At 70.5% G+C, this 22,664-nt stretch carries 22 protein-coding genes and 3 pseudogenes; 14 read left to right on the plus strand and 11 right to left on the minus strand.

Features of this window, described 5'->3' with window-relative positions; all coding sequences use genetic code 11:
• Positions 1-20: 20 nt before the first annotated feature.
• Positions 21-1,796 carry an arginine--tRNA ligase gene (gene argS, locus ACIBB8_RS29450; protein ID WP_398957198.1) on the plus strand — a complete coding sequence of 592 codons (1,776 nt, stop codon included), beginning with the start codon at positions 21-23 and terminating at the stop codon, positions 1,794-1,796.
• Between the two features lie 44 nt (positions 1,797-1,840).
• Here argS and ACIBB8_RS29455 read toward each other — a convergent pair whose 3' ends face one another.
• A complete protein-coding gene (locus ACIBB8_RS29455; RefSeq protein ID WP_398957200.1) occupies positions 1,841-3,334 on the minus strand; it encodes a helix-turn-helix domain-containing protein in 1,494 nt (497 codons plus the stop codon).
• 313 nt (positions 3,335-3,647) lie between these two features.
• Here ACIBB8_RS29455 and ACIBB8_RS29460 point away from each other — a divergent pair, with 313 nt between their 5' ends.
• The 4 genes from ACIBB8_RS29460 to ACIBB8_RS29475 all read left to right on the plus strand — a co-directional run bounded on the left by ACIBB8_RS29460 (position 3,648) and on the right by ACIBB8_RS29475 (position 6,330).
• A complete protein-coding gene (locus ACIBB8_RS29460) occupies positions 3,648-4,376 on the plus strand; it encodes a DUF4232 domain-containing protein (protein ID WP_398957202.1) in 729 nt (242 codons plus the stop codon).
• A gap of 116 nt (positions 4,377-4,492) precedes the next feature.
• On the plus strand, positions 4,493-5,206 hold the full coding sequence (locus tag ACIBB8_RS29465; RefSeq protein WP_398957204.1) for a hypothetical protein: 714 nt from the start codon (positions 4,493-4,495) through the stop codon (positions 5,204-5,206).
• 71 nt (positions 5,207-5,277) lie between these two features.
• The gene (locus ACIBB8_RS29470) at positions 5,278-5,922 is read left to right on the plus strand and encodes a GNAT family N-acetyltransferase (RefSeq protein WP_398957206.1); all 645 of its coding nucleotides are present in this window, start codon (positions 5,278-5,280) and stop codon (positions 5,920-5,922) included.
• An 84-nt stretch (positions 5,923-6,006) separates the two neighbouring features.
• Entirely contained in the window at positions 6,007-6,330 is a 324-nt protein-coding gene (locus ACIBB8_RS29475; protein WP_398957208.1) for a HEAT repeat domain-containing protein, read from the plus strand.
• Here the strand turns inward: ACIBB8_RS29475 and ACIBB8_RS29480 are convergent.
• The 3 genes and pseudogenes from ACIBB8_RS29480 to ACIBB8_RS29490 form a co-directional block, all read right to left on the minus strand.
• Positions 6,321-6,434: pseudogene (locus ACIBB8_RS29480) on the minus strand (ATP-binding protein); the annotation flags it as partial. The gene ACIBB8_RS29475 and the pseudogene ACIBB8_RS29480 overlap by 10 nt on opposite strands.
• A 152-nt stretch (positions 6,435-6,586) precedes the next feature.
• Positions 6,587-7,540, minus strand: coding sequence for a sigma-70 family RNA polymerase sigma factor (locus ACIBB8_RS29485; RefSeq protein ID WP_398957210.1), 954 nt, complete (start codon positions 7,538-7,540; stop codon positions 6,587-6,589).
• 22 nt (positions 7,541-7,562) lie between these two features.
• Positions 7,563-8,792, minus strand: coding sequence for an NAD(P)/FAD-dependent oxidoreductase (locus ACIBB8_RS29490; protein ID WP_398957212.1), 1,230 nt, complete (start codon positions 8,790-8,792; stop codon positions 7,563-7,565).
• Positions 8,793-8,988: 196 nt separating this feature from the next.
• On the opposite strand from ACIBB8_RS29490, the pseudogene ACIBB8_RS29495 reads away from it, so the two are divergent.
• From ACIBB8_RS29495 to ACIBB8_RS29505, 3 genes and pseudogenes are all read left to right on the plus strand, one after another.
• Positions 8,989-9,057, plus strand: a pseudogene (locus tag ACIBB8_RS29495) (transcriptional regulator); the annotation flags it as partial.
• 103 nt (positions 9,058-9,160) lie between these two features.
• Entirely contained in the window at positions 9,161-9,289 is a 129-nt protein-coding gene (locus ACIBB8_RS29500; protein WP_398957214.1) for a DUF4253 domain-containing protein, read from the plus strand.
• 219 nt (positions 9,290-9,508) lie between these two features.
• Positions 9,509-9,859 (plus strand): hypothetical protein, encoded by a 351-nt coding sequence (locus ACIBB8_RS29505; protein ID WP_398957216.1) that lies wholly within the window; start codon positions 9,509-9,511, stop codon positions 9,857-9,859.
• A gap of 38 nt (positions 9,860-9,897) precedes the next feature.
• On the opposite strand, the pseudogene ACIBB8_RS29510 reads toward ACIBB8_RS29505, so the two are convergent.
• Positions 9,898-10,011 (minus strand): annotated as a pseudogene (locus tag ACIBB8_RS29510) (MarR family transcriptional regulator); the annotation flags it as partial.
• A gap of 55 nt (positions 10,012-10,066) precedes the next feature.
• On the opposite strand from ACIBB8_RS29510, the gene ACIBB8_RS29515 reads away from it, so the two are divergent.
• On the plus strand, positions 10,067-10,234 hold the full coding sequence (locus ACIBB8_RS29515; protein WP_398957218.1) for a hypothetical protein: 168 nt from the start codon (positions 10,067-10,069) through the stop codon (positions 10,232-10,234).
• A gap of 27 nt (positions 10,235-10,261) precedes the next feature.
• Here the strand turns inward: ACIBB8_RS29515 and hemB are convergent, their stop codons facing one another.
• Positions 10,262-11,260, minus strand: a complete 999-nt coding sequence (gene hemB, locus ACIBB8_RS29520; RefSeq protein WP_398957220.1) for a porphobilinogen synthase — start codon at positions 11,258-11,260, stop codon at positions 10,262-10,264.
• Between the two features lie 297 nt (positions 11,261-11,557).
• Here hemB and ACIBB8_RS29525 point away from each other — a divergent pair, with 297 nt between their 5' ends.
• Positions 11,558-11,965 (plus strand): YciI family protein, encoded by a 408-nt coding sequence (locus tag ACIBB8_RS29525; RefSeq protein WP_398957222.1) that lies wholly within the window; start codon positions 11,558-11,560, stop codon positions 11,963-11,965.
• Positions 11,966-11,973: 8 nt separating this feature from the next.
• Positions 11,974-13,158, plus strand: a complete 1,185-nt coding sequence (locus ACIBB8_RS29530) for an RNA polymerase sigma factor (protein WP_398957248.1) — start codon at positions 11,974-11,976, stop codon at positions 13,156-13,158.
• A gap of 260 nt (positions 13,159-13,418) precedes the next feature.
• On the opposite strand, the gene ACIBB8_RS29535 is transcribed toward ACIBB8_RS29530, so the two are convergent.
• From ACIBB8_RS29535 to ACIBB8_RS29555, 5 genes are all read right to left on the minus strand, one after another.
• Positions 13,419-15,086, minus strand: coding sequence for a uroporphyrinogen-III synthase (locus tag ACIBB8_RS29535; protein WP_398957224.1), 1,668 nt, complete (start codon positions 15,084-15,086; stop codon positions 13,419-13,421).
• Complete coding sequence (hemC, locus tag ACIBB8_RS29540) at positions 15,083-16,069, minus strand: hydroxymethylbilane synthase (protein WP_398957227.1); 987 nt, start codon at positions 16,067-16,069, stop codon at positions 15,083-15,085. Before hemC ends, ACIBB8_RS29535 begins: the two co-directional genes overlap by 4 nt.
• Positions 16,066-17,568: a glutamyl-tRNA reductase gene (locus tag ACIBB8_RS29545; protein WP_398957229.1), complete on the minus strand. Its 1,503-nt coding sequence runs from the start codon at positions 17,566-17,568 to the stop codon at positions 16,066-16,068. Before ACIBB8_RS29545 ends, hemC begins: the two co-directional genes overlap by 4 nt.
• Positions 17,565-18,338, minus strand: coding sequence for a redox-sensing transcriptional repressor Rex (locus ACIBB8_RS29550; protein ID WP_398957231.1), 774 nt, complete (start codon positions 18,336-18,338; stop codon positions 17,565-17,567). Before ACIBB8_RS29550 ends, ACIBB8_RS29545 begins: the two co-directional genes overlap by 4 nt.
• A gap of 272 nt (positions 18,339-18,610) precedes the next feature.
• Entirely contained in the window at positions 18,611-18,886 is a 276-nt protein-coding gene (locus tag ACIBB8_RS29555) for a glutaredoxin family protein (protein WP_398957233.1), read from the minus strand.
• 158 nt (positions 18,887-19,044) lie between these two features.
• Between ACIBB8_RS29555 and ACIBB8_RS29560 the strand changes: the two genes are divergently transcribed.
• From ACIBB8_RS29560 to ACIBB8_RS29570, 3 genes are all read left to right on the plus strand, one after another.
• A complete protein-coding gene (locus tag ACIBB8_RS29560) occupies positions 19,045-20,001 on the plus strand; it encodes an HAD family hydrolase (protein ID WP_398957236.1) in 957 nt (318 codons plus the stop codon).
• A gap of 392 nt (positions 20,002-20,393) precedes the next feature.
• Positions 20,394-21,170, plus strand: coding sequence for an ECF subfamily RNA polymerase sigma factor, BldN family (locus tag ACIBB8_RS29565; protein WP_398957238.1), 777 nt, complete (start codon positions 20,394-20,396; stop codon positions 21,168-21,170).
• A gap of 210 nt (positions 21,171-21,380) precedes the next feature.
• On the plus strand, positions 21,381-22,574 hold the full coding sequence (locus tag ACIBB8_RS29570; RefSeq protein ID WP_398957240.1) for a DUF5667 domain-containing protein: 1,194 nt from the start codon (positions 21,381-21,383) through the stop codon (positions 22,572-22,574).
• Positions 22,575-22,664 lie beyond the last annotated feature (90 nt).

The raw sequence follows: 22,664 nt of genomic DNA on the forward strand, positions 1-22,664 counted from the left end.
ACGGAAACGGCAGCCATCCCATGGCCTCGGTCAATTCCCTCGCTTCCACGCTCCAGCAGCAGCTCGCGGACGCCCTGACGGCAGCACTGCCGGATGCCGGCACCGCGGACCCGCTGCTGCGCCGAAGCGACCGGGCCGACTTCCAGGCCAACGGGATCCTGGCCCTCGCCAAGAAGCTGAAGGGCAACCCGCGCGAGCTGGCGTCCCAGGTGACGGCCGCGATCCCGGCGGGCGACCTGATCAAGGAGATCGAGGTCTCCGGCCCGGGCTTCCTGAACATCACGCTCAGCGACAGGGCCATCATGGAGACCCTCGCCGCGCGCGCCGCGGACGACGAGGGCCGGCTCGGTGTGCCGTACGCGCAGAACGCCGGCACGACGGTCGTCGACTACGCGCAGCCGAACGTGGCGAAGGAGATGCACGTCGGGCACCTCCGCTCCGCGGTGATCGGTGCCTCGATGGTGGAGGTCCTGGAGTTCACGGGCGAGAGCGTGGTCCGGCGCCACCACATCGGCGACTGGGGCACCCAGTTCGGCATGCTCATCCAGTACCTGATCGAGCACCCGCACGAGCTGGACCACAAGGGCGCCGACGAGGCGGACGGCGAGGCCGCCATGTCCTCCCTCAACCGGCTGTACAAGGCGTCGCGGGCGCTCTTCGACTCCGACGAGGAGTTCAAGGCCCGCTCCCGGGACCGGGTGGTGGCGCTCCAGGCCGGTGACGAGGAGACGGTCACGCTCTGGCAGCGGTTCGTCGACGAGTCGAAGATCTACTTCTACTCGGTCTTCAACAAGCTCGACATGGAGGTCCGCGACCCCGACATCGTCGGCGAGTCCGGCTACAACGACATGCTCGAGGAGACCTGCCGGATCCTGGAGGAGACGGGCGTCGCCGTCCGCTCCGAAGGTGCGCTGTGCGTGTTCTTCGACGACGTGAAGGGCCCGGACGGCAACCCGGTCCCGCTGATCGTCAAGAAGACGAACGGCGGCTACGGCTACGCGGCGACCGACCTCTCCGCGATCCGTGACCGGGTCCAGAACCTCAAGGCGAACACCCTGCTGTACGTCGTGGACGTGCGGCAGTCGCTCCACTTCAAGATGGTCTTCGAGACGGCCCGCCGGGCAGGCTGGCTGAACGAGGACGTGAAGGCGCACCAGCTGGCGTTCGGCACGGTCCTCGGCAAGGACGGCAAGCCGTTCAAGACCCGTGAGGGCGAGACGGTCCGGCTGGTCGACCTGCTCGACGAAGCGATCGAGCGGGCGACGGCCGTCGTGCGCGAGAAGGCCGAGAAGGTCGGCCTGACCGAGCAGGAGATCGTCGAGAACGGCGAGTACGTCGGTATCGGCGCGGTGAAGTACGCCGACCTCTCCACGTCCGCCGTCCGGGACTACAAGTTCGACCTGGACCAGATGGTGTCGCTGAACGGCGACACCTCCGTGTACCTCCAGTACGCATACGCCCGGATCAAGTCCATCCTCCGCAAGGCGGGCGAGACCCGGCCGGTCGCGCACCCGGAGCTGGCGCTGGCCCCGGCCGAGCGGGCGCTGGGGCTGCACCTGGACCAGTTCGGCGAGAACCTCGCCGAGGTGGCGTCGACGTACGAGCCGCACAAGCTGGCCGCGTACCTCTACCAGCTGGCCTCGCTCTACACGACGTTCTACGACCAGTGCCATGTGCTGAGCGACGACAACCCCGCCGAGGTGGTCGAGAACCGGCTCTTCCTCTGCGACCTGACCGCCCGCACCCTCCACCGGGGCATGGCGCTGCTCGGCATCCGGACCCCCGAGCGCCTCTGACCGGGACACCCGCCCGTACGCACCGGCCCGGTGGCTGTGACCCGTTACTCCTTGGTCACCCACTGGGCCGTGTCGTGCCGGTACACGTACTGCGGCCGCACCTTGATGCTGCTGGTACGGAACGGCTTCCCGCCGTCGTCGATGCGCAGCGTCCCCTCCCGGCCGCCGCTGCTCCACTCCAGCTCCAGGTACCAGCTGACGTCGTGCCCTTCGACATGGGCGTCGAGGTCGAACACCTCCACATCTGTGGAGGACACCCGGAACGGGAAGTCCTTCGGCGGCACCCGCTCGTCCCTCTGCTGCCCCGCCACCGGGGTGAGGATCGGCCGGCTGTCGTCGAGGTCGATGTCGAAGGACTGCGGCGTGATGCCGCTCCCGCAGCCATCCCCCATCGAGTACGCCGACCACGGCAGCGGCGCCTTCCGGGACAGCGTCCGCACGTGCAGTCCGTTCAGCACGACAGCCTGCCCCGACTTCCCCTGCACGGTGAGTTCGAGCAGCATGCTGCCGCCGTCCACCCCGCCGAGCGCCCTGGCCCAGCCACGGGTGTCCTGCGGTGCGGGGGGCGGAGGTACGTCGTCCGGCTGCTGGTCCAGTACGTAGTACTGGCCGCAGGGCTCTTCCCAGTTGTACGAGCTGATGGTGGCGGTCAGCGGCACGCCCCCGCTCTGCTGCCCACCCGGCCCGGCTCCCGCGCCGTGTCCGCCGGACGGGGCGGAGGCATCGCCGCGCGCCGGGGACGAAGCGCTCGCCGAGCCGGACGGTACGGGTTTACCTGACTTCTTCGCCCCGCCGGGCGAGGCGGTGACTCTCGCACCGAGGCGGGGCAGGGCGGACGCGGGCTCGTCCGCTTCCTTGCCGTCCACGGCGGCGTTGCTGAGCTCGTCGGCGTCCGTGCCCGACATCTTGCTGACGACGATCGAGGTGGGCACGGCCAGCGCGACGACGGCGACGGCCGCGAGCAGCACACGCGCCCGCGGGGAGGACAGGAACCGCCGGGGCCGGCTCGCCCCACCGGCCACGATCGCGGCTTCGGAAGCGGGCACAGGTGCGGGCGTGGGCATCGACGCCGGCACCGTCGCGGGCGTGCCGCCACCGTGCCCGCCCGCTTCCACGTCCCGGCCTTCGGGCGAATCCCCGGCCCCGGCCCTGACCCCGTCCCCCACCTCGGAGCCACGAACCGCACCCGGAACCATGTCCGAAACCGCATCCCGAACCGACTCCGCAGCCACGCCCGAAACGGCGCCCCGGACCGGCTCCGGGACCGGCTCCGCAGCGGCGGCGCGGCGCCGTCGGGCCACATCGGCCACGATCCACCGCCGGTGCAGCTCCACCAGCTCATCCGCGCTCGCCCCGCACAGCCGCGCCAGCCGTTCCACCGGGGCGTACTCATTGGGCACGGCATCACCGTTGCAGTACCGGTGGAGCGTCGAGGTGCTGACGTGCAGTCTTCCGGCGAGAACCCCGTAGCTGCGCCCTGAACGGTCCTTCAGTTCCTTCAGCAGAGCCGCGAATTCCACGGCTTCCGGCGTCGCCACTGCGGCGTTCCCCCTCCTGGTCCGTCCCGGAACACCGTTCCAGGGACGTGGAATCTGCCCAGGTCACGGTACGCGCAAGCATTCCGGCTTCCCTAATGGGCCAGTCGGCGTTGCGTCCGAATTCCGGCGTCCCACAGTCTGTGATCACACCGCAGAGACCATCGGGACGACGCAGTGCGAACCCGTTTCCGCATCGAGCTGATCGATGCCGTGGCGATCGTCGTAGTGATCCTGTCGACCGCGATCCTCACGGTTCTGATCTGCCGGCACTGACTGAACAGCCTCACCAACGCACACGGGGAGTACCACCATCATGCGCAGCAACCGCATCCGCACCACCGCCCTCGCCGCGACCGCCCTCCTGGCCGCCCTCTCGCTCACCGCGTGCAGCGACAACAACGGCGGTGAAAACGGCAAGGCGGGAGCGGCGGCTCCGGCAGGGAGCACCGCCGACCAGCAGTCCCCGGCGGCCGCCGCGCCGGACTCGGGCAAGGACGCCAAGGACACCGACAGCACGTCCGACGCCCCTGCCGACAACACGGCGGCCCACTCCAAGGGCTCCACCTCCGGCACGGGCGGCCAGAAGAGGAACACCGGCAACAAGGGCACCGGCAACAGCTCCCCCGTCACCTGCATCGGCGAGAACACCAAGGTCACCGTCAGCAAGGTGAGCCGCCCCATCAACCACCTGCTGCTCACCGCGACCAACACGGGCAACCGCCCCTGCTACGCGTACCACGCGCCGGCGCTCCGCTTCGACGACGCCCAGGCCGCCTTCCCGGTCCTCCGCGACAGCATCCCGCAGGCCGTGGTCACCCTTGCGCCGGGCCAGTCCGCCTATGCCTCCATCGGGCTGTCCGGTGAGCCCGACGGGCAGGAGCTGCACAAGGGCACCCGCCTCACGGTGTACTTCACCGGCAAGAGCAACCAAGGCTCCACGGGCGCCCCCGCCGAGCTGACGCTCCCCGCCGGCACCTCCTGGGGCGACAACGGCTTCGTCACCTACTGGCAGAGCGACATGGCCGACGCCCTCACGTACTGAGCGGACTGAGCGGACTGGCCGCACGGGCCGCACGGGCCGCACGAAGCCTGCGATCTCCCCTTCCAGGAAGGGCAGTTGATCATAGAATCGGAGGACATCTCGACGAAGGGGACGACGTGCGGAATCCGTACGGCAGCAGCTCGACGGCAACGGCGGTGTGGCTCACGGCAGCCGCAACATCCCTGCTGCTGCTTACCGGTTGCGGGAAGGCCAAGGATTACGCCGAACCCGGACCCGACACGTCGCCCTCCTCCGGTCCCAGCCCCTCGGCGACCCCTTCCTACGGCGTGGAGTACCTCGCCCTGCACGAATGCGCGGCTCCGGAGTCCGGCCGAAAGGGCATCTACCGGGAAGTGGCGTGTGGCGACTCCCAGGCCGTCGCCAAGGTCGCCGGCCGCTTCCATGACGGTCACGCCGACCCCTTCGAAGCCACCTCGTGCCCGGAGAAATCCGACTTCGCCATCGACGTGTCGGCCGGCCTCGCGGCGCTGGAGGGCACCCCGCCGAGCGGCGAGGGCTACGCCTGTATGCGCAATCTCAGGCCGCCGCACCCCGGCGATCCCGGCGGGGGCGGCGGCCCCGGCATCCAGGTGGGCGACTGTGTCCACACGGATCCGAAGGCCGACAACGCGGTGCACGAAGTCGCCTGCACGGAGAAGGGCAAGGACCGAGCCACGCACAGGGTCCGCAAGATCCTCCTCGACATCGCCGCGGTGCCAGGTGGTCTCGGCAACCCCTGCGAGTACGACGAGGCGGTGATCACCATCAACTCGATGTACGACTCGGACCCGGTCAAGAACGACAAGGTACTCTGCGCCACCAAGCTCTAGCTGGTGAGCAGGCCGTCCGGGGGGGGCAGAATTGACTGGTCCACCGGTCCCAGCGGCCGTAACATCCGCCCATGATCGAGGACACGACCGAAGCTGTGACTGGGCGCGTTGCCGGGGAGGAATCGGAGGACGGGAACGCGGGATCGCCCCGGGAGGTTTGCTGGCGGGGTAGGGGTGTCGCCTTCGCGCCGCTCGACGTCGACGACGCAGAGCTGGTCCATGTCTGGCGCGCCGACCCCGTGGCCGCCCACGAGGTCGGCATCTGGCCGCGTTCCCTCTCTGCCGTGCGCGAGCGCATCGAGCGTGACCGCGACGAGCACGACCGCGATGACTTCCTCGTTCTGCTCCCCGACGGCACGCCGATCGGCCACATCGCCCTGACGGACCAGGACATGGTCGACGGCACAGCCGAGATCATGCTGATGCTGGACCCCGACCACCGGGGCCGGGGCTATGGCGCGGACGCCGTGGACGCGTTGGTCGACTTCGCCTTCGGTGAACTGCCCATGCACCGCGTCCAGGCTGTCACCCACACCACCAACACCGCGGCCCTCGACGTCCTGGCCAGGGCCGGGTTCGTCCAGGAGGGGGTGCGCCGCTCCGCCTGCCTGCATCGGGGCCAACGGTACGACGTCGCGGTGCTTGCCCTGCTCCGGGACGAGTGGCAGGCGCTCACTCGACCCCGGTCCTGGGACGTGCCTGTCACCGGCCAGTGACCTGAGTCAGGGATGCCTTGGTGGTTCACTCTTGGGCAGCGTGATCTTCGCTGCAGAGTGCGCGGGGAGTACGGCTCGCAACGCTTGCGCGAACGCCGCCCGCACCCCCTCGACGGTCCGGCCCCCGCCGCCCTGGTCCTCCTGCGGCAGATCGCCGCGGCGGGCGACCCCGGCGAAGCCACCAAGCTCTGCGAGACGCTGCACTGGTTCGGCCCCCGCCGGCGAGGATCGGTCGACCAACTGGCACACCTCGCCGGCCACCCGGACCCACAGGTCCGCGTCGCGCTGGTCGAAGCAGTCGCCGGATGGTCGACGCCCGGCGTCCAGGAACTCCTCCACCGGCTCGGACAGGATCCGCACCCGGACGTCCGCGAGGCCGTCGAGCTCACCCGGCCCGATCAGCCCTGACCGAACTCGCACCACACCACCTTGCCGGGCTCCCGCTCCCCCACACCCCAGAGATCCGCCAGCGCCTCCACGATCAGCAGCCCCCGCCCCGACTCCCCCTCCGGCTCCCGCACTCCAGGAAGCGGCAGCGCAGGAACACGTCGGCCATGAAACTCGTAGGCAGACTGGTCGGCGTCTTCCGCACAGACGATCGCGTGTTTCACAGGCGACCACCCATGAAACCCGGGTGCTGCGCCTGGCCGCGGTCGGCGTCGGGTCACCACTGGGTGATGAGCGGGGTGTCCGGTTCGTGCTGCCGCCAGGCTTCGGTGAGGCGGACGAGGCGGGCGGGGGCGGCGATGCCGCGCACGGTCGCGATCCTGCCGCCTGCGATGTCGAACGTCACGGCGCCGGCGATCCGGTCGCCGAGCACGAAGAGCATGGCCGGGGCGCCGTTGACGAGCGCGTAGTGGACGGCGGACGTGCCGCCGGCAAGTCGCCGCTTCGCGGGTGTGGATTTGAAGCCGGCCCGTGCGACAGCGGCGATGCGCTCCGCAGTGTCGTACCGCAACAGCTTCTCGGTCAGGCCGGCCCCGTCGGAGATCGCGGTCGCGTCGTCGGTGAGCAGCGCCACCAGGCGTTCGGTGCGGCCCGAGGAGGCGGCGGCGAGGAATTCCTCGACGATCCTGCGGGCGGATGCCGGGTCGACTTCGCCGCCGCGGCGGCGCGCGGCGGTGATGCGGCGCCGGGCCCGGTGCAGGTGCTGCTGGCTCGCGGACGCGGTGATGTCGAGGATCCCGGCGATCTCGGCGTGGCTGTAGGAGAACGCTTCGCGCAGGACGTAGACGGCCCGCTCGAGGGGTGACAGGCGCTCCATGAGAGTCAGCACGGCCAGGGAGACCGATTCGCGCTGCTCGAAGGTGTCGGCCGGGCCGAGCATCGGGTCGCCGTCGAGGAGCGGTTCGGGCAGCCAGGCGCCGACGGTGCGTTCGCGGCGGGCTTGTGCCGAGCGGAGCCGGTCGAGGCACAGGTTGGTGACGACCTTGGTCAGCCATGCCTCCGGCACCTTGATCCGCTGCCGGTCGGCACCCTGCCAGTGCAGGAACGCGTCCTGCACGGCGTCTTGGGCGTCGGCGGCGGAGCCCAGCAGCCGGTAGGCCAGCGAGGCCAGCCGGTTCCGGCTGGCCTCGAACCGACTGGTGTCGAAGCGATCAGTGGCGGTGCTGTCCACGCGGACCACCCTAGTCAGGCGTCTACGCGACGGCCTTCTCGCCTGACGCGGCGGCCTTCCCGGCGGACGCGTCCGGCGCGGCGGCCAGGTGGCGCTGGCGCTTGGGCAGACCGAAGGTCGGGTGCGAGGTGGCCCACAGCGACCCCTTGAGGATGCCCGACTTGATCCGCGCGGCCTTCCGGCCGCCCATGTACTTCGGCTTCGCCAGCCCTTCGTCGTCGACCGGCTGCAGCATCCCGTCCCGCCGCCCGAGGCTGATGTGGTTGAACGTGTAGACCAGCTTGGTGTTCGGGATCTTGCGGCCGGTCAGGCCTCCCACGATCGCGACCGTTGCCTGCATGCCGGTGTAGCCGGCCGAAGCGCAGGACATCGGCAGCGGCCGGCCGTTGTCGCCGATGGCGTGGACGCTGTCGCCGACGGCGTAGACGTTCGGGTGCGAGACCGACCGCATGGTGCGGTCGACGACGATCTGGCCGTTCTCGGTGACCTCCAGCCCGGCGGCGGCGGCGATGGGGTTGACCACGAACCCGGCCGTCCACACGGTCGCGTCGGACGCCAGGGCGGTGCCGTCGGCGCACAGCACCCGCGTCGCTTCGACGGCTTCGACGCTGGTGTGCTCCAGGACGGTGATGCCCAGCCGGTCGCAGGCCCGGCGCAGGTGGCTGCGGGCTCCGGCGGAGAGCCGGGCGCCCAGCTCGCCGCGGGCGACCAGCGCCACCGACAGGCCGGGCCGGGATTCGGCGAACTCGGTGGCGGTCTCGATGCCGGTCAGCCCGTCGCCGACGACCAGCACACTCCCACCTCCGCCCCGCCCGCCCTGGCTGTCCAGGTTGTCCAGGCGCTCGCGCAGGCGCAGCGACGAAGGCCGGCCGGCGACGTCGAAGGCGTGCTCGGCCACGCCGGGGACGCCGTGGTCGGCGACGTGGCTGCCGAGCGCGTAGACAAGCGTGTCGTAGCCGAGCTCGCCGCCGCCGTCGGCGTCGGCCATGGCGACGACCTGGCGCTCGGGGTCGACGGCGGTGACACGGGCCAGGCGCAGCCGGATCCCCGTGCCCGCGAACACGTCGGCGAGCTGTGGAGCCTCGATCTTCTGGCCGGCCGCCAACTGGTGCCCCCGCAGCCGCTGGACGAAGACCGGCTCAGCGTTGACCACGGTGATCTCGGTGTCCGCCGGGGACAGCCGGCGGGTCAGGTTCCCGGCCACGTAGGTCCCGGCGTAGCCGGCGCCGAGGACGACGATGCGGTGCTTCATGTGATGCTCCTGTCGGTTCGCTTGCTCCCGGAGACTTGAGCGGAACAGCGCCCCGATTACTGACAGGAAACGCATGTGACCTGAGTCACAGAGCGGCGGGGGCGTCGCCCGGCGATGCCCGCGACGCCGAGGCCGCGCAGATGCGGGCCGAGCTGAACGAGGTGTTCTGAAGACGATCACCGTCGGCATCGACGTCATGCTCGCCAAGCGGAAGACGTCCGTGGGCGAACTCGCCGAACGCGTCGGCATCACACCCGCCAAGGTGCTCCGGCCCTGGGAGGACGGCTTCGGCATACGGGGCGTGGCGCTCGGCCTCGACCACCTGACCGTCTCGGTGACCAACACCGCCCAGCACCGTCGACGAGGCGGTGGCGGTCGCCGCCGAGCACGTCACGTTCTGCCCGGACAACATCGCCCACAACGCCCCGGACACCCTGCGCGGCTACGCGGACCGGTACGTGCTGGGCGAGAAGTCCTGGCCGTCCTGGTGGGACTGACCAAGTAAGAGTGCCCGGCAGGAGGCTTCGCGGCGTCGCGGGGCCGGCGCACGCACCTCGCGGCGTTGTCGTCAATCACCAACGCTCCGCGTTGGCTCAATCCTCCGCCTTGCGATGCACGCACCCCAGCCCCGCTCCTTCACCCGCGCCGCCTACTGCCGGGCACTCTAAGTACGGGAACTCATGTGCATCATCGGGCAGTTGACTTCAATCACACCCATGACCGATGACGCCTCCAACGCTCGCACCCCGCACGCCTGGGTCGCCCCGCTGATCTCCACGTTCGTCACACTGCCGCTGGCGCTCTTCGCCCTGGGCGGCGGTGCACTGGCCCCCATGGCCTGCGACTCCTGCTCGGAAGCCGATTCCGACCGCTTCGATGCCGGCTTCGATCCGGCGTGGACGGTGCTCTGCACCGGCCTGCTGCTGTCTCTGGCGGTGCTGGCCGTGAGCTGGTTCCTCCCGCGACGCCAACAACACGCCGCAACTCGCGTCTTCCTGGCCGTGGTCGCGCCGGCCGTCGTGTGTGTCGCCTTCGTGGCGTTCCTGGCCCTCGTCGACTGGCCCTGACCCGGGTCCTGTCAAGACGCCTTGAGCAGATCGCGCAGGTAGTCGTCGGCGCTTCGGGGAAGTTGGTCCGGCACGGATCGCTTGCCGTAGCCGGGTTTGGCCATCGGGTACGAGGACGAGGATGCGGGCGCGGACAGGGCAGGGCTAAAAATTCTGGGTAGCCACGAAATCGCCCCACTGTCGATCTTGGGGTGAGACTCCGGCCTGGTGCGCGACTTCGACCAGCTCGTACGGGACAACGCCCTGGCGGCGCTCAACGAGACGGGCCCCAGCGACAAGCGGATCGAGGTACTGCACCGGCTGTCCGACGACACGACGCTGGGCCATGAAGCGGCCCGCATCCTCGCGTCCTGGGGCCTGGAACCCGCGGCCTGAGTCGGCGCGGGTTCCAGGTGTCCGCTGCTACGAACGGCGCAGCCGCTGCGCGACCTCCGTCGCCCAGTACGTCAGGATCATCTGCGCACCCGCGCGCCGGATCCCGGTCAGGCTCTCCATGATCGCCGCGTCGCGGTCGATCCAGCCCTTCTCGGCGGCGGCCTCGATCATCGCGTACTCGCCGCTGATCTGGTACGCGGCGACCGGCACGTCCACCGAGTCGGCGACCTTCGCCAGGATGTCCAGGTACGGTCCGGCCGGCTTGACCATGACCATGTCGGCGCCCTCTTCGAGGTCGAGCGCCAGCTCGCGCAGGGACTCACGGCTGTTCGCCGGGTCCTGCTGGTACGTCTTGCGGTCGCCCTTGAGCGAGGAGCCGACCGCCTCACGGAACGGCCCGTAGAACGCCGACGAGTACTTCGCCGTGTAGGCGAGGATCGAGACGTCCTCGTGGCCCGTCTGGTCGAGCGCGTCACGGATGACGCCGACCTGGCCGTCCATCATGCCGCTGGGGCCGACGACATGGGCGCCCGCATCCGCCTGGACCTGGGCCATTTCGGCGTACCGCTCCAGCGTCGCATCGTTGTCGACGCGGCCGTCAGCGGTCAGGACGCCGCAGTGACCGTGGTCCGTGGTCTCGTCCAGGCACAGGTCCGACATGACGACGAGGTCGTCACCGACCTCTTCGCGCACCGCGCGCAGACCGACCTGAAGGATGCCCTCCGGATCAGTGCCCGCCGTCCCCCGGGCGTCCTTCTTCTCGTCCGCGGGGACACCGAAGAGCATGATCCCGGAGACCCCGGCCGAGACCGCGTCGACCGCGGCCTTCCGGAGGGTGTCCAGGGTGTGCTGCTGGACACCGGGCATGGCCGAGATGGCGACGGGCGCCGTGATGCCCTCGCGTACGAACGCGGGCAGGATCAGGTTTGCCGGGTCGAGCCGTGTCTCGGCGACCATCCGTCGCATCACGGGGGTCGTCCGCAGCCGCCGGGGGCGGGAGCCGGGGAAGTTTCCGTACACAGTCATCCTTCGACGATAGACCCGTACACATCACCGTCTTACCGACACCCGTGCCGGAAAAACGGCTCTTCGTGGATCAGCCCTGGTCGGCGTTGATCCAGTTGACTGGTCGCTGCTGATCTTGGAAGGCCTCGTTCCGTCTCGCCCGCGCGCCACGCCGTGGACCCGGACACCACGGGACGGCTCACCCGGGCTCACCCACGAGAGCCAAAAAACGGACGGCGATGTCGAGAACCCGTGACTGGCTCCGTCCCCGCGGTGAACGCGACCACAATGGGTCGCACCAGCACCGAGGAGAACACGATGGCCAAGTACTTGCTTCTCAAGCACTACCGCGGCGCCCCGGCTCCGGTCAACGACGTGTGCATGGACCAGTGGACGCCGGAGGAGATCTCGGCGCACGTGCAGTACATGCACGACTTCGCGGCCCGGCTCGAGGAGACCGGCGAGTTCGTCGACGGTCAGGCGCTCGCCCCCGAGGGGACGTTCGTCCGGTACGACGGTGAGGGGCGCCCGCCGGTCACCGACGGCCCGTTCGCCGAGACCAAGGACCTCATCGCCGGCTGGATGGTGATCGACGTCGACAGCTACGAGCGCGCCGTCGAGCTGGCCGGGGAGCTGTCGGCCGCCCCCGGGGCCGGCGGAGAGCCGATCCACGAGTGGCTCGAGGTGCGCCCGTTCCTGGCCTGTCCGCCCACCATCACGGAGTGACCTCATCGATGAACGAGGCCCTGCTCCGGAGCCTCACGCCGAGCGTGCTCGGGATCCTCGTCCGCCGCGGAGCCGACTTCGCGGCGGCCGAGGACGCCGTGCAGGACGCGCTGGTCGAGGCGGTCCGCGTCTGGCCGGCCGACCCGCCGCAGGACCCGAAGGGCTGGCTGGTCACCGTGGCCTGGCGCCGGTTCCTCGACGCGACCCGGGCGGACGCCGCCCGCCGCCGGCGTGAGGACCTCGTCAACGAGGAGCCGGCGCCCGGGCCCGCGCCCGCAGCCGACGACACGCTCCAGCTCTACTTCCTGTGCGCGCACCCGTCGCTGACGCCGTCGTCCGCGGTCGCGCTCACGCTGCGCGCCATCGGCGGGCTGACCACCCGCCAGATCGCCCAGGCCTACCTGGTGCCCGAGGCGACCATCGCGCAGCGCATCAGCCGTGCCAAGCGCACCGTCTCCGGCAATGGGGTATCCCCTGCTCGAGCGAAGCCGAGAGCTCGGGGAAGGTTCGACCGGCCCGGCGACGTCGCCACCGTGCTGCGCGTCCTCTACCTGGTCTTCAACGAGGGCTACTCCGGCGACGTCGACCTCGCCGCCGAGGCCATCCGGCTCACCCGGCAGCTCGCGGCCGCGATCGACCACCCCGAGGTGGCGGGGCTGCTCGCCCTCATGCTGCTCCACCACGCCCGGCGCGCCACCCGGACCGCGCCCGACGGCAGCCTGGTGCCGCTCGCCGAGCAGAACCGCGGCCGGTGGGACACCGGGGCGATCGCCGAGGGCGTCGAGATCCTGCAGGCGGCCCTCGCCCGCGACCGGCTGGGCGAGTTCCAGGCCCAGGCCGCCATCGCGGCACTCCACGCCGACGCGCCCACCGCCGAGGAGACCGACTGGGTGCAGATCGTCGAGTGGTACGACGAGCTCGCGCGCCTGACCGACAGCCCGGTCGTCCGGCTCAACCGCGCAGTGGCCGTCGGCGAGGCCGACGGACCGCGCGCCGGGCTGGCGGCGCTCGCGGCGCTGAACGACTCACTGCCCCGTCACGCCGCGGTGACGGCGTACCTCCACGAGCGCGACGGCGACCTGGCGACAGCGGCACGGCTGTACGCCGAGGCGGCCCGAAAGGCACCCAACCTCGCCGAGCGCGATTACCTGACGCGCCAGGCCGCCCGGCTCAACGCCCGCCGGTGTCGCTGACGGATCGCGCTCGGATTTTCCCGCATTACTTGGCTCGGCCCCATGGCCGGAGCGGTCACCTCACAGTGAGTAGGCAGGTCGAGACCGGCTGCCCGCTGAAGTGCCCGGTGCGGTGAAGGTGAGCCATCTGCGACGGTTCGGCTGCCCGAAAAGCGGCTCACCCGGGCTGGTCTACCAAGAGCCGGAAAATCGGACCGGAGTACGGGCAGGGGCCCAGCTGCCGAAGCAACCGGACCCCTGAACACTCCCGACCCGGCCGGTCAGGTAGTCGTACGACGCCTGCGCGCACCCGGACGCCGCTCGCTCGGCCGCGTCACCGGGTCACCGGCCTCCTTCGCCGCCTCCCGGCGCTGCGCGCCGAACTCTGCGAGCGCCTCGGCCAGCTTGTGCACCGACGGCTCCGGGGAGAGCACGTCGACCCGCAGGCCGTGCTCCTCCGCGGTCTTCGCCGTGGCGGGGCCGATGCACGCGATGACGGTCACGTTGTGCGGCTTGCCCGCGATACCGACCAGGTTCCGGACGGTCGACGACGAGGTGAAGAGCACCGCGTCGAACCCGCCTCCCTTGATCGCCTCACGGGTGTCGGACGGCGGCGGCGAAGCGCGGACCGTGCGGTACGCGGTGACGTCGTCGACCTCCCAGCCCAGGTCGATGAGGCCGGCGACGAGCGTCTCCGTGGCGATGTCGGCGCGCGGCAGGAAGACGCGGTCGATCGGGTCGAAGACCGGGTCGTACGGCGGCCAGTCCTCCAGCAGACCGGCGGCGGACTGCTCACCGGACGGCACCAGGTCCGGCTTCACACCGAAATCGATCAGTGCGGCGGCGGTCTGTTCGCCGACCGCGGCAACCTTGATCCCGGCGAAGGCACGGGCGTCGAGCCCGTACTCCTCGAACTTCTCCCGGACCGCCTTGACCGCGTTGACGCTGGTGAAGGCGATCCACTCGTAGCGGCCCGTGACGAGGCCCTTGACCGCGCGCTCCATCTGCTGGGGCGTACGCGGCGGCTCGACGGCGATCGTCGGGACCTCGTGCGGCACGGCGCCGTACGAACGCAGCTGGTCGGAGAGCGACGCCGCCTGCTCCTTCGTCCGCGGCACGAGCACCTTCCAGCCGAAGAGCGGCTTGGACTCGAACCACGAGAGCTGGTCGCGCTGGGCGGCGGAGCTGCACTCACCGACCACGGCTATGACCGGCTGGTGCCCGTCCGGCGACGGCAGCACCTTCGCCTGCTTCAGGACCTGAGCGATCGTCCCGAGGGTCGCCGTCCAGGTGCGCTGGCGCGTCGTCGTGCCGGCGACCGTCACGGTCAGCGGGGTGTCGGGCTTGCGGCCCGCAGAGACCAGCTCGCCCGCGGCGGCCGCGACCGAGTCCAGCGTCGTCGAGACGACCGCCGTGGCGTCGCTCGCGCCGACCTCGGTCCAGCAGCGGTCCGAGGCGGTCCGGGCGTCGACGAACCGGACGTCGGCCCCCTGCGTATCACGCAGCGGCACGCCGGCGTACGCGGGCACGCCCACGGCGTTCGCGACACCCGGCACGACCTCGAAGGGAATGCCGGCGGCGGCACAGGCGAGCATCTCCGCGCCTGCGTTCCCGTCCAGGCCCGGGTCCCCTGAGACGGCACGGACGACCCGCCTGCCGCCCTTCGCGGCCTCCATGACAAGATTGGCCGCGTCCCTGAGAACGGGTACCCCGGCGGCTGTTGACGTCATGTCAACAACAGTCAGTTCGGGCGTGCTGACGCCTGCCCGCGCGTGGCCGCGGACGACGCCGAGAACGTCCGGCTCGGCAACAAGGACGTCCGCGCTCGCGAGCGCCTCGACAGCGCGCAGAGTCAGCAGTCCCGGATCGCCGGGACCGGCGCCGAGGAAGGTGACGTGCCCTGCGGACAGGACCGGAAAGTCGGATGCGGCGGGGCCGGTGGGGCTCAAAGTGCTCGCTCCCCCATAAGACCGGCCGCACCCTTGGCAAGCATCTCGGTCGCGAGCTCGCGACCGAGGGCCGCCGCGTCGTCGGGCGACGTGGGGACGGGACCGGTGGTGGACATCTGTACGAGCGAGGAACCGTCGGTGGAACCGACGACACCGCGCAGGCGCAGTTCGTTGACAACCTGTCCGTCGACCAGGAGGTCGGCCAGCGCACCCACAGGTGCGGAGCAGCCGGCCTCCAGGGCGGCGAGCAGGGCGCGCTCGGCGGTCACGGCGGCCCGGGTGTACGGGTCGTCGAGCTCGGCGAGTGCTGCGGCGAGGTCCGCGCTGGTTGCAGCGCATTCGATCGCCAGTGCTCCCTGGCCGGGAGCGGGCAGAACGGTGTCGACCGACAGGAAGTCGGTCACCTCACCGGTCCGGCCGAGGCGGCTGAGCCCGGCCGCGGCGAGAACCACCGCGTCCAGTTCACCGCTTCGTACAAATCCGATACGCGTATCGACGTTGCCACGGATCGGCACGGTCTCGATGTCGAGGCCGTGACTGCGGGCGTACGCGTTGAGCTGCGCCATGCGGCGCGGCGAACCGGTGCCGACGCGGGCACCGGACGGCAGCTGCTCGAAGGTCAGCCCGTCCCGCGCCACCAGCGCGTCGCGCGGGTCCTCGCGCACCGGCACGGCGGCGAGGACGAGGCCCTCGGGCTGTGCGGTCGGCAGATCCTTCAGCGAGTGGACGGCGAAGTCCACCTCGCCGCGCAGCAGCGCCTCGCGCAGCGCCGCGACGAACACACCGGTGCCACCGATCTGCGCGAGGTGCTCGCGGGAGACATCTCCGTACGTGGTGATCTCGACGAGCTCGACGGCGCGCCCGGTCACCTCACTGACCGCGTCGGCGACGAGGCCGGACTGCGCCATGGCGAGTTTGCTGCGCCGGGTGCCCAGCCGGAGCGGCGCGTCGGACTGCGCGCGCTGGGATGAGTTGTCGGTCATGACCGCCCTCTATTCGGGTCGTTCAGGTCTGCCCGGGAGACGGCGGCGACCGTCTGCGGGTCGAGGTCGAAGAGTTCCCGCAGCGCATCGGCGTACCCGGCGCCGCCGGGCTCGCTGGCGAGCTGCTTGACCCGCACGGTGGGCGCGTGCAGGAGCTTGTCGACGACGCGGCGCACGGTCTGCGTGATCTCGGCGCGCTGCTTCTCGTCCAGGTCGGGGAGGCGCCCGTCGAGCCGTGCGATCTCGCCGGCCACCACATCGGCTGCCATCGTGCGCAGGGCGACGACGGTCGGTGTGATGTGGGCGGCGCGCTGGGCGGCACCGAACGCGGCGACCTCGTCGGCGACGATGGTGCGCACCTGGTCCACATCGGCGGCCATCGGCGCATCCGCTGATGCCTCGGCGAGCGACTCGATGTCGACGAGGCGGACACCGTCGAGGCGCGTCGAGGCGCCATCGATGTCGCGCGGCATCGCGAGGTCGAGCAGGGCGAGCCTGACCGGTCCGGCGGACTGGGACTGCGCGGGCACGGTGGCCCGGCGGACGGCCTGTACCTGCGCGGTCGTGGTGGCGGAGCCGTTCTCCACCCACGCGGCGTGCTGGTCCAGGTCGGCGGCGGGCACGGCGGGCGCCGGGGGCGCGGTGACGGCCGCGTCGAAGGGCAGCCCGAGCGCTCCGGCGACGGCCTCGGCGGTCAGCACGAGACCGGTCGCACCGGTGCAGGAGACGACGACATCGGCACGTGTCAGTTCGCCGGAAACCGCGGCCATCTCCACGGCGCGGGCAGTCACTCCCGTTCCACCGGGCTGCTGGAGGATCTCGACGAGCCGGTCGGCGCGGGCCCGGGTCCGGTTGGCGACGACGATCTCGGCGACACCGGTACGGGCCAGCGTGGCGGCAGCCAGCGAGGACATCGAACCGGCGCCGATCACCAGGGCGCGCTTGCCCTTCGCCCAGACGGCGACATCGGCGCCCTCGGCGAGCTGCTCCAGACCGAAAGTGACGAGCGACTGCCCGGCCCGGTCGATCCCGGTCTCGCTGTGGGCACGCTTACCGACCCGCAGGGCCTGCTGGAACAGGTCGTTCAGCAGCCGGCCGGCGGTGTGGAGCTCCTGCCCCAGCGCGAGCGCGTCCTTGATCTGGCCGAGGATCTGGCCCTCGCCGACGACCATCGAGTCCAGCCCGCACGCCACCGAGAAGAGGTGGTGGACGGCCCGGTCCTCGTAGTGCACATAGAGATACGGAGTGAGCTCGTCCAGCCCGACCCCGCTGTGCTGGGCGAGGAGCGTGGACAGCTCGGCGACACCGGCGTGGAACTTGTCCACGTCGGCGTACAGCTCGATGCGGTTGCAGGTGGCCAGCACGGCGGCCTCGGCCGCGGGCTCCGCGGCAAGGACGTCCTGCAGCAGCTTGGCCTGCGTCCCGGCAGCCAGGGAGGCCCGCTCCAGTACGGAGACGGGGGCGCTGCGGTGGCTCAGTCCGACGACAAGAAGACTCATGCCGGCATCACGGCGGGAACGTCCCCGTCGGGTCCCTTCCGGCTGCTGTCCGTGGCGGCACGCACGGGCGGCTCGGCCGGGTCGACACTGTTCCCGCCGGGGGCTTCATCGACCGCCTTCCGCTGCTCGTGGAAAGCAAGGATCTGGAGCTCGATCGAGAGGTCGACCTTGCGGACGTCGACGCCGTCGGGCACGGAGAGCACCGTCGGCGCGAAGTTCAGGATGGAGGTCACGCCCGCGGCGACGAGCCGGTCGCAGACCTGCTGTGCGGCACCGGCGGGGGTCGAGATGACACCGATCGACACGCCGTTGTCCCTGACGATCTTCTCCAGCTCGTCGGCGTGCTGGACGGGGATCCCGGCGACGGGCGTACCGGCCATCGCGGGGTCGGCGTCGATCAGCGCGGCAACCCGGAAGCCACGGGAGGCGAAGCCGCCGTAGTTGGCGAGCGCGGCGCCGAGGTTACCGATACCGACGATGACGACCGGCCAGTCCTGGGTGAGCCCGAGTTCGCGGGAGATCTGGTAGACGAGATACTCGACGTCGTAACCGACGCCGCGCGTCCCGTACGACCCGAGGTAGCTGAAGTCCTTGCGCAACTTGGCGGAGTTGACCCCCGCCGCCGCGGCGAGTTCCTCGGACGAGACCGTGGGAACCGAGCGCTCGGAGAGCGCGGTCAGTGCGCGGAGATACAGCGGAAGCCGGGCGACGGTGGCCTCGGGAATTCCTCGGCTACGGGTCGCCGGTCGGTGAGTTCGGCCAGTTGCCACGGTGCTCCTGCGGGATGAGCGGGGCTGCAGGCGGCCGCATGTTCCAAGACCGCCCCGTCGAATGCAGGCTATGTCTTTGTGAACGTGTGCACAAAGATAGTGTCCGTTTTGTCCGGTCAAAGTGACCGGCGTCACGCACATGCGTCGCGCGATCCCGGAACCATGGATCGCATCAGCCCGTTGCAGGCCCGAAGGGGGCAAGACGGTACACACTCCTCACAACTACACCCCCGAGATCACCCAAAACGCCCATGATGGTAACCGGGTTTCGCTCAGGAAAGCAGCGCCCTGCGCAGCCTCGCCGGGTCCACCCGCCAGAACGTGTGCTGTTCGTTATCAATGAGGACGACCGGAATCTGCTCCCAGTACTCCCGGTGCAGCTCCTCGTCCTGGGTGATGTCCTTCTCCTCCCAGGACGCGCCGGTCTCCTCGCAGACCTCCCTCACCACGAGCCGCGCGTTGTCACAGAGGTGACAACCGGGCTTCCCGACCAGGGTCACGACACGGTCCGCAGGCTTCTTCTTCGTACGACGCAGCAAGGCACTCATGCCTTTATTCTGCGCCGCCCGCCCGCCGTTTCCGGAGCCTGTCGGGCGCCGATCCGTTACGTCCGGAATCGCCCGCTTAACAATTCGGTCCGCGAGAGTTCACGCCATCGCATCCCGGCACGTCGGGAAAGGCCGAACGGACTGGCTATGCTCACGACATGGCCGCTCTTGGATGGCTCACACCCCGCAGGCGTTCCGCGACAGCACTGAGCGTGCTGGCAGGCGAGGCAGCAGCCGAGGCAGCGCGGAAGTCGTCACTCCCCGCCGGACAGCCCGCCGGAAGATCCACCGGCACGGCCCCCGCCAGGACCGAGGAGCCGGAACCGGCCTTCCCGGTCGTCGGCGACGAACGAGCCGCCGCCTTCTTCGACCTGGACAACACCGTCATGCAGGGCGCGGCGATCTTCCACTTCGGCCGCGGCCTGTACAAACGCAAGTTCTTCCAGCGCCGCGAGCTGACCCGGTTCGCCTGGCAGCAGGCCTGGTTCAGGCTGGCCGGCGTCGAGGACCCGGAACACATGCAGGACGCCCGCGACAGCGCCCTGTCCATCGTCAAGGGCCACCGGGTCTCCGAGCTGATGTCCATCGGCGAGGAGATCTACGACGAGTACATGGCCGACCGCATCTGGCCCGGCACCCGCGCCCTCGCCCAGGCCCACCTCGACGCCGGGCAGAAGGTCTGGCTGGTCACCGCCGCCCCGGTGGAGACGGCCACGATCATCGCCCGCCGCCTCGGCCTGACCGGCGCGCTCGGCACGGTCGCCGAGTCCGTCGACGGCGTCTACACCGGCCGCCTGGTCGGCGAACCGCTGCACGGGCCCGCGAAGGCCGAGGCGGTCCGCGCCCTGGCCGCCGCCGAGGGCCTCGACCTGGCGCGTTGCGCGGCGTACAGCGACTCGCACAACGACATCCCGATGCTGTCCCTGGTGGGACACCCGTACGCGATCAACCCGGACACCAAGCTCCGCAAGCACGCCCGGGCCCTGGACTGGCGGCTGCGCGACTACCGCACGGGCCGCAAGGCGGCCAAGGTCGGCATCCCGGCCGCCGCCGGTGTCGGCGCCCTCGCGGGCGGCACCGCGGCCGCGGTCGCCCTGCACCGCCGCCGCCGCTGACCCCGGACGCGCCGACACGCCGACCACGTGGCCCGACACGCCGACCACGTGGCCCGGCCCCCGCCCCGGGGCCGGGCCACGCCCGGCCGCGCCGCCAATCGGGACCCCTTACCCACCGACCGCTCCCGCCAGTCGGATTGCGCGCACCCGACCACAACCCGTTGCGGCCGCAGCCAGATCACGAAGTATTCCGATCAATAACTGGTCACGATGTGCTACTTGATGCGCCTCATAGTCGCCACAGAAGCGACGGAATCGATGATTTGAGCAACTGGGTGTAGCGCTGCCTGTACGAAGCGTTATTCTCCTCAGACGCATTCCGGAACGCCCACTCACTACGACGAGTGACGGTTCGCACTGCACGTGATGGAAGCTCTGCCTCTGGGAGTCCCGTGTACCCACACGTCGGGGTTGACGCCTCGGGCCTGGCTACGCTGCGCGCAACGGTCGCCGACCGCTTGCGCGGCTTCGTCCCCACCGCGTACGCCGTACCCGCCTTTGCCACCCCTGCACCTGTCGGCCCTTGCTACGCCCTGGCCGAACGCGGTGCGGCGGTCGGAAGACGCAGCAACCGCGGCGCAACGACCGCGTCCACCGTTCGTCGGCCGACCGCCGACAGCGACAGCGCGCGCATGATGGATCTCGTCGAGCGCGCACAGGCCGGTGAGGCTGACGCCTTCGGCCGTCTCTACGACCAGTACAGCGACACCGTCTACCGCTACATCTACTACCGGGTGGGCGGCAAGGCGACGGCGGAGGATCTCACCAGTGAGACCTTCCTGCGCGCCCTGCGCCGCATCTCGACCTTCACCTGGCAGGGCCGCGACTTCGGCGCCTGGCTCGTCACGATCGCCCGCAACCTGGTCGCCGACCACTTCAAGTCCAGCCGGTTCCGACTGGAAGTGACCACCGGCGAAATGCTCGACGCCAACGAGGTCGAGCGCAGCCCCGAGGACTCCGTCCTGGAGTCCCTTTCCAACGCCGCACTGCTGCAGGCCGTGCGCCGACTCAACCCCCAGCAGCAGGAATGCGTGACGCTGCGCTTCCTGCAGGGCCTCTCGGTCGCCGAGACAGCCCGTGCGATGGGCAAGAACGAGGGCGCGATCAAGACCTTGCAGTACCGCGCCGTCCGCACCCTCGCCCGGCTGCTGCCGGACGATGCCCGCTGAGAACATCCTCGGCGACTCCCCGATCACGCACTGGTCCGATCATCTTTCCTGCGTAACCCAAGTGCCGCGCCACTCGTTGTGCCGGTTGCAGGCCCCCTGTCGTCACTCCATGTCCGCCTACACTCACTCATTCGTGTGGAAGCGCTCAAGGTGTGCAACCTTCCGGACCCCCAGGGGAGTCGACCGTCATGACGAGAGGAGGTGCCGCCAGTGATCGCAAACGTTTCGGCACACCGGCGGGCGAACGCCTTCGCCCAGGCGCTGGAGGAGCAGGAGCTCCAGGGTGCGGCGGCCGTACAGCCCGAGGAACCGGCCGAACCGGCCGACCACGGAACGCTGTTGGCCCTGGCGAACGGCCTCGGTGAGCTGCCGAGACCGGAGTTGGATCCCGAGGTCAAAGTGGTGCAGCGAGCGCGGCTCGTGGCAGCCATGGAGGCCATGTTTGCCGAGGGCGGCGCATCCACGGGCCCTACGGTGCCCGAACAACGGAGCAAGGGGGCCCACCGGGCCTCTCCGCTCCAAAAATTGCGCCCCCGCTCCCGCTGGACAAAGGGGCTCGCCGCCGGCGGGCTCACCGTCGGCGTCGCCGCGGGAGCCTTCGGCGGAGTAGCCGCTGCCAGTTCCGACGCCCTTCCGGGTGATTCGCTGTACGGGCTGAAGCGCGGCATGGAGGACATCCACCTCGGTATGGCCAACGGCGATACCGACCGCGGCGAGGTCTACCTCGACCAGGCATCGACGCGGCTGAGCGAGGCCCGCAGGCTCATGGAACGCGACCGCGCGGGCGATCTGGACCACGAATCACTGGGCGAGATCAGGCGCACGCTGAACGGCATGACGCACGACGCCACCGAGGGCCACCGCCTCCTCCACGCCGCGTACCAGCGCGACGGAGCACTCGGCCCGATCCAGACCCTGGACTCCTTCTCCCGCAACCACCGCGGGAGCTGGAGCACCCTGCGCGACCGGCTGCCGGTCCAGCTGACGGACGTCGGGGACGAGGTCAGCTCGGTCTTCGATGCCATAGACGAAGAGGTCGCACCGCTGCAGTCGCTGCTGCCCCGCACCCCGGACCGGAACACCGACTCGCAACAGTCCGGGTCGTCGCAGCAATCCGACGACCCGTCCCTCACGGACAGCCCTGCGCCCTCGTCCCCCGAAGCCTCACAGGGCCGACGGGGCGACACCGGCACCCCGGACCCGTCCAGTTCGGCCTCCACCCCGGCCGACGGCCTGATCGCGGGCGGCACGGACGGCCTCCTGAACCCCCCGTCACCGGGCGCCACCCCGTCCACAACGGGCAGGGGATCCACCTCACCCACCCCGGACGTCACCCTGCCCCCGCTGCTCCCCGGGCTGCTCCCAGGCCTGGGAATCAACAACGAGAGCGAAGACGACTACTAGGGCGTGTTTCGAAAGTCCCGCCTGCCTGGCGACGCCTGGCACGCACGCTCGCCGCGTTGTCGGGCTCACCCCGATACGCCCAGTATCGGG

Origin of the sequence: Streptomyces sp. NPDC051286, from assembly GCF_044455345.1 — a bacterium.
Lineage (GTDB): Bacteria > Actinomycetota > Actinomycetes > Streptomycetales > Streptomycetaceae > Streptomyces.